General features: G+C 62.2%; 7 protein-coding genes and 1 pseudogene. 3 read left to right on the forward strand and 5 right to left on the reverse strand.

Annotation, left to right across the window (positions count from 1 at the left end):
* Positions 1-35: 35 nt before the first annotated feature.
* Positions 36-1,808, reverse strand: coding sequence for a CYTH and CHAD domain-containing protein (locus tag AC5ZGW_RS31705; protein ID WP_130227889.1), 1,773 nt, complete (start codon positions 1,806-1,808; stop codon positions 36-38).
* 581 nt (positions 1,809-2,389) lie between these two features.
* Between AC5ZGW_RS31705 and AC5ZGW_RS31710 the strand changes: the two genes are divergently transcribed.
* Entirely contained in the window at positions 2,390-2,785 is a 396-nt protein-coding gene (locus tag AC5ZGW_RS31710; RefSeq protein ID WP_130227878.1) for a nuclear transport factor 2 family protein, read from the forward strand.
* A gap of 40 nt (positions 2,786-2,825) precedes the next feature.
* Here AC5ZGW_RS31710 and AC5ZGW_RS31715 read toward each other — a convergent pair whose 3' ends face one another.
* The 3 genes from AC5ZGW_RS31715 to tyrS form a co-directional block, all read right to left on the reverse strand.
* Complete coding sequence (locus AC5ZGW_RS31715) at positions 2,826-4,520, reverse strand: methyl-accepting chemotaxis protein (protein WP_130227877.1); 1,695 nt, start codon at positions 4,518-4,520, stop codon at positions 2,826-2,828.
* A 102-nt stretch (positions 4,521-4,622) separates the two neighbouring features.
* Positions 4,623-5,864, reverse strand: a complete 1,242-nt coding sequence (locus tag AC5ZGW_RS31720) for an MFS transporter (protein ID WP_130227876.1) — start codon at positions 5,862-5,864, stop codon at positions 4,623-4,625.
* Positions 5,865-5,919: 55 nt separating this feature from the next.
* Positions 5,920-7,176, reverse strand: coding sequence for a tyrosine--tRNA ligase (gene tyrS, locus AC5ZGW_RS31725; protein WP_130227875.1), 1,257 nt, complete (start codon positions 7,174-7,176; stop codon positions 5,920-5,922).
* A gap of 164 nt (positions 7,177-7,340) precedes the next feature.
* On the opposite strand from tyrS, the gene AC5ZGW_RS31730 reads away from it, so the two are divergent.
* The gene (locus AC5ZGW_RS31730; RefSeq protein WP_130227874.1) at positions 7,341-8,444 is read left to right on the forward strand and encodes an anhydro-N-acetylmuramic acid kinase; all 1,104 of its coding nucleotides are present in this window, start codon (positions 7,341-7,343) and stop codon (positions 8,442-8,444) included.
* Between the two features lie 90 nt (positions 8,445-8,534).
* On the forward strand, positions 8,535-9,209 hold the full coding sequence (locus tag AC5ZGW_RS31735) for a glutathione S-transferase family protein (protein WP_130227873.1): 675 nt from the start codon (positions 8,535-8,537) through the stop codon (positions 9,207-9,209).
* Between the two features lie 130 nt (positions 9,210-9,339).
* On the opposite strand, the pseudogene AC5ZGW_RS31740 reads toward AC5ZGW_RS31735, so the two are convergent.
* Positions 9,340-9,421 (reverse strand): annotated as a pseudogene (locus tag AC5ZGW_RS31740) (IS5/IS1182 family transposase); the annotation flags it as partial.

Consider the following 9,421-nt stretch of genomic DNA (forward strand, 5'->3'; position numbering starts at 1 on the left):
CGCGGCCTAAACGCCCGGGCGGAGGTGAGAAGCAATCACGCCTCTGCTGCCCTCAACCACGGTGCTTTTGTTTTCCTGAAATCCTGCCACGCGTTTCGCAGGCGCGCCTCAACGCCGATCGATGCGTGTGCCTGCCAGCCGGTTATGGCGGCTGCAGCGGTGCCGCTTTGGGAGAACTCGTCACCGAGCTCAGCGAAAAGACCGTCTGTGATCGCCATGTCGTTAAAGGAACCAAGTTCCTCCTGCAGGTCGGCCAGCCCGCGAGAGAATCGCCTGACGGACTTTCGCTCTCCATAGAGCGGTAACAGGAAGTCGGCGACGTAGCGCAGTCGCTTCGCAGCGAGCCTCAACCGGTGCAGTTTTTCCGCCGGAAGCGATTTGAAGCGGCGGCCGCGCTTGAGCACTTTCGCATGCTGCTCCGACAGGATGCGTCCGGCAAAGTTGATGGCGGGCTCGACCAGTCGTCCAAGGTCTTCGGGTGAGACGTCGCTACGCCAACCCCTGGCCTCAATCCAGCCGCCGAGGGCGATCAGGAAACTTGAGCAGCGGCGGTCAGCCAGCGCGAGACGTACCTTCTGGTAGGCGGCAGATCGGCGTTTCTCTGCGAGCTGTTCCAGGGCATCAAAGCCCGCGACCGAGGGACAGGCCTGCGCGATGGTCGGCAGCGTGCCCCGTTGAAACATATCCCAATCGCGTGCAGGGGAAAGGTTTCGTGCCAGCCACCTTGCTTCCGACCGGAACGAGTCGAGGTTGCTCAACGGCCCAACGGATCGCATCAAGTCCAGAGCCGCGCGCAGGCGGCGCAGCGACACGCGAAGCTGATGGACTCCCTCAGGATCGCGACCGTCCTCGGCGGCCGCGACAGACCCAAGAAGATGGTGGAGGCAGGAGCGCAGTATCTTTGCGAAGGCCTCATCGAGCGATATTGACGGATCGAGGCGAAGCTTTCGTGGCTTCCGCAGGGCGGGGGACGCGTTGGCCGCGAGCTCAAAGCCGCGCGCCGACTTGCTGCGGATTGACGGTCGCACGGACCCATGGTCCGCGAGCCGAAGTGCGAGGTCGTAAATCGCGCTGGCGCTTCCAGCCTTGAGCTCCAATTCGATTTCGCTCACAGGCATCGATTGATCGCCCGACTTCAGCACTCCCTGGTCGAAAGCGACCTCGATCGTTCCGGATGGCAGCTCAACGATGCGCGTGTGCCGGTGGATATCCGCGGTGAAGATTGCCTCGAGCTGATGACGTCTAAGGTCCGAGCGAAGTTTGGGTGGGATGAAGGGGATCGCCAGTTCGACATCGGGAGCAATGGAAGGGATATTTGCCTCCCACTCGCCGTGCCGGAGCGGATCGTCTCCGAGTTCGGCTTTCACGGTCTGCACGAACCGTGCGCCGTTCTGACGAACCCGCAGGCTTAATCCATTTCGTCTCAGCGTCTGCTCGGGCGTATCGTAATAGACGGACTTGAGGTGTTTTCGTGTGCCCTTGTTGCGCGCGTTCGTCGCGATGATCGGAGCGGCGTTGAAATCCGCCATGCGATCAGCATCAACCAGAAGCTTGAGCTCGATCTCGCTGCCGCCAAGCGTAGCACCGTTTTGCGCAGGGATTTCTGACGTTGCGTCATTCCTCTGATATTGCGCCTGATGAAGTGGATCGTTCGGCGGTTCCTGCGAACGAAGCTCCGCGACGCCATGTTGCCGGCCGGCAACAGAGTCGTTCGGCCTTTTGTTGTCCTGTGTGGCAAGGGTGCCATCAAGCCCGTGGGCGGCGCGTGCACTTTCCCGGGCGGGCTCTGGCGTATCAGTTTCTGACATGTACGATTGTGTGACGGTTGGATGACGATTCGATAACACATCGCGGCGCGATCCAAAAGGAGAACGACATCAATCTACCCCGGGGAGCTCATCCGTTTGGGTGAGCCAGATCAAGCTGGTTTTTTCGCCTCGAAATCCAGTCCGGTCCTCCCGATGGAACCGACGCATCGTCACAAAGGTCAGCGAGGTTTACGCTATGCTTGCCGAAGTTCTTTCTGGTATTGGAGACGCTGAGAAGCCACGCATGCGATGGTGAACCCCAGATCGTGATCAGCACCACGCAACATGTTCCAATCTCTGTGCTGCGCAGGAAGCCAGTCAAAGGCTGAGTGACGTCGCTATCTGGAGAAATGAGACCAAGTCTTGCGGGGGGCGCTGACATCAGCACTCGTGCTTTCACAATGTCTGATGCAGGCTGGATATTGCTGCGTTTACCGTGACGGTCGCTCTTGAGCCCACAAACTCAGTTGCGCCTGTAATTGAGCATTCGAGAAAGATGGCAGCGGCCTAGTTTCTGCAGAGATCCAGGTCAGGTGTGTGCTGGATCAACTCGACGTGCGTCGCGCAGGTGGGAGATTGAGATGGATGATCGAACCATGCGGGTGGCGCTGGAGCGCCATTGGGATGCTTCAGACGCGAGCGATTTCCAGGTCGAGCATGAAATCTATCACGAGGACGCCGTGCTTGATTATCCGCAATCGGGCGAGCGGATCCGCGGACGGCACAACATTCAAGAGAGCCGATTCCTTCAGCCAAACAAGAAGCGTTTTACGGTCCGTCGAATTGTCGGCAGCGGCGATCTCTGGATCACAGAATTCGTACTTACCTATGACGGCATACCGTCCTACACGGTGAGTATCATGGAATTCCGCGAAGGGCTGGTGGCCCACGAAACACAATATTTCGCCGATCGATTTGACCCTGCACCCTCGCGTGCGCATCTTGTCGAGCGAGTAGGCGAAGTCACATCATTCTAGATGTCTGGACTTCGCTCTAGCTCCTCGCAACGAGACTGGCTCACGCGGCGCGAACGCCGGCGAGGAAGGTCGAGACTTCGCCGGAGAGCTGCTCAGCCTGCTTGGACAGGTTGCTGGCTGCGGTCAGAACGAGGCCCGCGGCGTTGCCGGTCTCGTTGGCGGCAGCGCTGACGCCGCCGATATTGGTCGTGACCTCCTTGGTCGCTTCCGCCGTCTGCGACACGCTGCGCGCGATTTCGGCGGTTGCCGCGCCCTGTTGCTCGATCGCGGAGCCGATCGATGTCGCAATCGTGCTGACTTCCTCGATCGTGGCGGTGATGCCGTCGATCGCCTCGACGGCTTCCGTGGTCGCGCCCTGGATCTGCGCGATGCGCGTGCCGATCTCCTTGGTGGCTTCCGCGGTCTGGCTTGCGAGGCTCTTGACCTCGGAGGCGACCACGGCAAAGCCGCGGCCGGCCTCGCCGGCACGCGCGGCTTCGATGGTGGCGTTGAGCGCCAGCAGGTTGGTCTGTTCGGCAATGCTGGAGATCAACTCGGCGACATGCTCGATCTGCTGGGCGCCATCGGCGAGCGCCCGCACGATGGTATCGGTGCGGCGCGCGCTTGCGACGGCGCGGCCGGTGACATTGGCCGACTGGGCGACCTGGCGGCTGATCTCGGAGATCGAGGAGGACAATTCCTCGGCCGCCGAGGCCACGGTCTGCACGCGGGAGCTTGCCTCCGTTGCCGCCGAGCCGACCACCGAGGCCCGGTGATTGGTGCCCTCGGCGGTCGCGGACATCGACTTTGCGGTGGCTTCAAGCTCGCTGGATCCCGACGCCATCAGTCCGACGAGCTGGCCGACCGATGCATCGAAGCGATCGGCGAGCGCGATCAAGGCGTCGCGCTTTTCCTTCTCGCTCCGCTCCTTGGTTGCATCCTGTTCCGCTTCCAGCGCCCGTGCGGTGATCGCGGTCTGCCGCAGCACCTCGAGCGTTTCCGCCATGCGCCCGATCTCGTCACGGCGGCTCGTCTCCTCGACCGCTTCGTCGAGCGAGCCTTCGGCAATGCGCTGCATCCGGTTCTTCTGGCGATCGAGGGCTCCGACCACGTCGCGGGCAATCAGCCACGACAACAGCCCCATCAGCAGCATCAGACCGCCGCCGACCGCGCCGAGCTCCAGCAGCAGCGCATTCACATCGGCGTCGATATCATCGACATAGAGCCCGTAGCTCAAGAAGACGTTCCATGGCTCGAAGCTGCGGGCAAAGACCATTTTCCGCAGCGCCACGGTCTGCCCGGGGCGTGGATAAAGATAGGATGTGGTGCCGCCTTCCAGTTTCTGCCGGGCGGCGCCTATAATGGCGTCGGCAATCAGGACGCCATTGGAATCGATTGCACCGGTGATTTTGCCTTCGAGCTGGGGATTGGCGGCGTTCAACAAGATCGAAGTGTCGGCATTGTAAGTGACGGAATAGCCTTGGCCGTTGTTGAAGGTCATTTTCCGGCCGCGCTGGCGAAACTGCACCTTCGCTTCGGCGACCGTCATCTTCCCCGCGGCGACCTCGTCCTGCAGCGACTGCGCCACGCCGTAAAGCAGGTCGACCGCCGTCCGCATCTGTACGACGCGATCGTCGAGCATGCGGCTTCGGCTGAGCCAGGCCGATCCCGCGACGATCGCGAACACGGTCAGTGCCGCGAGAGCCACGATGCTGGCGAGTTTGGTGCGGATCGTCAGTCGGCTGAGAATGTTCATTGCGGCCTCTGCGGAAAATCGTGTCCCGAGGCATAACAGGAACTGGCTTACCAATAGTGAATACAGCGCGCCATCAAGGGGATACCTCTGGGACGCGCTCGATCAGCGGCGCAGTGCCGGCACGACCAGGAATGGGATCATTCCGAGGATCACGCTGACCAGCGCGAATGCGATCACCGGGTTGTAGCTGTGGGCGAAGTCGTGAATCAGGCCGCCGGCCCAGGACCCGAACGCGGAGCCGAGCCCGCTGCCGATCGAGATGGTGCCATAGATGGTGCCGACCCGCTTGCCGCGGAAGATCTTCATCGCGGTGGCCGTGATCAGCGGGCCGCGCGAGCCGATCATGCTGCCGAAGGTGACGACGAAGCCGGTGAGCAGCCAGACGTTCGGATACCACTGCAGCAGCCAGAGCAGGATGATGCCGACGATCGAGATTCCATAGCTGAGCAGGACCGACGGTCGGCGGCCGATGATGCTGTCGAGTTCGGACACGCCGAGCATGCCGAACAGCAGCACGACGCCGCTGAACCCCCAGGCGGTCGCGGCCTGCAGCGGTGGAAAGCCCGCGTCGATCAGATAGGCAACGATTTGCGCCGAGATCGCATACATGCCGATCGCGGTGAAGAAGAAGGTCGCAAACAGCGCCCAGAAGGCATGATGACGCATTGCGCCGAGCAGCGTCCAGCCCCGGTCGACGATGTCAGGATCGGCCTTCTTCACTACATGCGGCGAGCCGCGCGAGAACCGCCGCCACGGCAACAGCAATAGCGGCACCAGCAGGCACAACGCCGTGATGCCGAATATCTGGTAGGCGCCGCGCCAGCCGACGCCATCGATCAAAAGCTGCGAGGCCGGGAGCAGCACGAGCACGCCGGCGCCGGCCGCGGAATAGACCACCGCCATCGCGGTCGGCAGGCGAGGTCCGAACCAGCGGCCGAGCAGGATCGAGTTCGGCACATTGCCGATGAAGGCGATCCCGATTCCGACGCAAAGGCCGATGCTGAACTGCAACTGCCAGAGATATTGCGCATACGCCGCGACCAGGAACGAGCCGCCGAGCAGCAGCAGTCCCAGCGCATAGACGGCTCGCGGCCCCGAATGATCGAACAGGCGACCGATCAGTGGCGCGGTCAGGCCGCCGGCAAGCCAGGTCAGCGAATAGACCGAAACGGTCTGCGCGCGATCCCAGCCGAAACTTTCCGAGATCGGTTTCAGGAAGACGGTGAAACTCTCGCCGAGGCCGCGGCCGATCAGCGCGAGCACAAAGCACAGCGCGAGCACATTGAGCGCGACGCGCGTCGGCGGCTTCGCTGCAACTTCCTCCCCGGGCGTATTCTTGTCCATGCGAAGAGGGAGCGCGTTTCCGCAGCTCCCCACAAGTCGCAAAAAGCGAATGCGCCTATGCAGCCTTCAACAGGACGTGCCGTTTCTTGCCGAGCGACAGCTTGATCACGCCTTCCGCGGTGAGGTCGGACGGCGTCAGCATCATCTTCTCGTCGGTGACGGCGACATCGTTGACGCGCAATCCGCCGCCCTTGATCTGGCGGCGCGCCTCGCCGTTAGAGGCGACAAGGCCGGCTTTCACATAGGCAGCCAGCACGCCGATGCCGGCATCCAGCTCGCCGCGCGGAATTTCGACCGTGGGCAGCGTCTCGGCCAGTGCGCCTTCCTCGAAGGTGCGTCGCGCGGTTTCGGCGGCCTCAACCGCGGCATCGCGGCCATGGAGCAGGGCGGTCGCCTCCGTCGCCAGCACCTTCTTGGCCTCGTTGATCTCGGAGCCCTGCAGTGCCTCCAGCTTCCCGATCTCGCTCATTGAAAGCGTCGTGAAGAGTTTCAGGAAGCGTCCGACGTCGGCGTCTTCCGTGTTGCGCCAGTATTGCCAGTAATCGTAGGGGCTGAACTGGTCGGCGTTCAGCCAGACCGCGCCGGCGGCGGTCTTGCCCATCTTGGCGCCGGAAGCCGTGGTCAACAGCGGTGTCGTCAATGCGTAGAGCTGATGAGTGCCCATGCGGCGGCCAAGGTCGACACCGGTGACGATGTTTCCCCATTGATCGGAGCCGCCCATCTGTAGATTGCAACCGTAGCGACGTGCCAGTTCCACGAAGTCGTAGGACTGCAGGATCATGTAGTTGAATTCGATGAAGCTCATTTCCTGGTCGCGATCGAGACGGAGCTTGACCGAGTCCATGGAAAGCATGCGGTTCACGGAAAAGTGCCGACCGATATCCCGCAGCATTTCGATGTAATTGAGCTTGGTCAGCCACTCCGCGTTGTCGGCCATCACGGCATCGGTCTTGCCGTCTCCGAACGTCAGGAAGCGTTTGAAGACGTGCTTGATGGATTCCTTGTTGGTGTCGATTTGCTCGATGGAGAGAATTTGACGCGTTTCGTCCTTGCCCGAGGGGTCGCCGACGCGCGTGGTGCCGCCGCCCATCAACGTGATCGGTTTGCCGCCTTTGGTTTCCTGCAGCCAGTGCAGCATCATGGCCGACAACAAATGGCCGATATGCAGGGATGGGGCCGTGCAGTCGTAGCCGACATAGGCCACGATGTCTCCCTTGGCGGCGAGCGCGTCGATGCCCGCCGCGTCCGACACCTGATGAATGAAGCCGCGCCACTGCAGCTCATTCATAAAATCCGATTTAAATGTAGTCATTTGTCGGCGACTCTGATCATGCTTGTTTTACGGTATTTGCATCCAGTTGGGGAACCCCGACCGAACGGACTGCCGCCGCAGGGGGCGCTGTGGCATTATAAGATGTGCTTGTTTGATACAAGCCGGGCGTCAGGGCAGGACAAGAGGCGTCGAAGGCTGCAGGCATGATGTTGACCGCACTCGGTCTGATGAGCGGGACCTCGCTCGACGGGGTTGACGTCGCACTGATCGAAACCGACGGAAAGCAGGTCAAGTCGTTCGGGCCGTCCGGCTACCGGTCCTACACCAATGCCGAGCGCAGCCTGCTGCGCCAAGCACTTACCGAGGCCGTCCATCTAGCGCACCGTGACGCCCGGCCCGGGATCCTGGCCGACGCCGAACGTGCCGTGACGCTGGCGCATGCCGAGGCGGTCGCCGCCTTCACCGCGCAGAATCGCATCATGCCGGAAGATATCGACATTGTCGGTTTCCACGGTCAGACCGTGCTGCACCGGCCGGAGCGCCGATTGACGGTGCAGATCGGCGATGCCGCGGCGCTGGCGAAAATGGTCCACATTCCCGTGATGCATGATTTTCGCGCCGCCGATGTCGAGGCCGGCGGGCAGGGCGCGCCCCTCGTGCCGGTCTATCACCGGGCACTGGTGCAATCCGTGCAGCGCGAGGGGCCGACCGTGGTGGTCAATGTCGGCGGGGTCTCCAACATCACCTATATCGACGGCACTGACACGCTGATCGCCTGCGACACCGGTCCCGGCAACGCGCTGCTCGACGACTACATGTTCCGCGTCATGAGCCAGCCGTTCGATTGCGACGGCCGGTTTGCCGCGCAGGGCAGGGCCGATGAGGCCTGGATTGCGCGCGCGCTGGAATTGCCCTTTTTCGCGCTGCCGCCGCCGAAATCGCTGGACCGTAATGATTTCGCCGCATTGAAGCTCGGGGACGTCACGCCCGCCGACGGCGCGGCGACGCTGACCGCCTTCACTGCGGCCACGATCGCCCGCGTGCTGCCGCTATTGCCGAAGGTGCCGAAGAGCTGGATCGTTGCCGGCGGCGGCGCGCGCAATCTGACCATGCTGCGGATGCTGCGCGAGCGGGTTGCGCCCGCGACCGTCGAAGCAGCCGATGCGCTCGGCTGGTCGCCGGACGCGATCGAGGCGCAGGCCTTCGGCTTCCTTGCCGTGCGCGGGATGAAGGGCCTGCCGCTCAGCTATCCCGCCACGACCGGCGTGCCTATTCCTATGACCGGGGGCATCATCGTGCGACCTTAGGCCGTTAGATGCAATTGCATCCTTTCTTGACTGTTTCATGCAAATGCATTTAGGTGCATGCGAGTGCTTGAAACCAGCGAGGAGTTCGCCATGGCCGCGTTGAAACTGATCAGCCACAAGCTCTGTCCCTATGTGCAGCGCGCGGTGATCGCGCTTAACGAGAAGGGCGTCGCCTTCGAACGGATCGATATCGATCTCGCCAACAAGCCGGACTGGTTCCTGAAGATATCGCCGCTCGGCAAGGTGCCGGTGCTGACGGTTGCGACCGACAAGGGCGAGGTGGCGCTGTTCGAGAGCAACGTGATCTGCGAATATATCGAGGAGACGCAAGCCGGCGCCAAGCTGCATCCGCAGGACCCGCTGGCGCGCGCCGAACATCGCGCCTGGATGGAATTCGGCTCTGCCACCTTAAGCGATCTCTGGGGCCTCGAGATTGCCAAGGATGCCGCGACCTTCGAGGCCAAGCGGGAGGCGGTCACTGCCAAATTCGCCCGCGTCGAGGCGGCACTCGGCGCGGGTCCGTACTTTGCGGGCGAGAAATTCAGCCTGGTGGATGCGGTCTTCGCGCCGATCTTCCGCTATTTCGATGTGTTCGACCAATTCATCGACCTTGCGGTGTTCAACGACATGCCGAAGGTGCGGAAGTGGCGCGCGGAGTTGGCGAAGCGTCCGAGCGTGAAGGCCGCGGTCGGCGCCGACTATCCGCAATTGCTGCGCGCCTTCCTCAAGCAGCATGACGCGCATGTGTTGAAGCTTGCGGCGTAACGCGCCGCAGCGCCGTAGGATGGGTAGAGCGAAGCGAAACCCATCGCCTTCACGACACGCGGCCCGAGTGATGGGTTTCGCTTCGCTCTACCCATCCTACGAGCCGCACTGCCTTAGGTCGCGTGGACAGTTATCTTAGCCAGAGCAGAGTTGCGGCGATAGCGACGACAGCGAAGTAATTTCGTGCGGTTTTTTCGTAGCGCGTAGCAACG

It is taken from the genome of Bradyrhizobium sp. Crot121 (assembly GCF_059512385.1).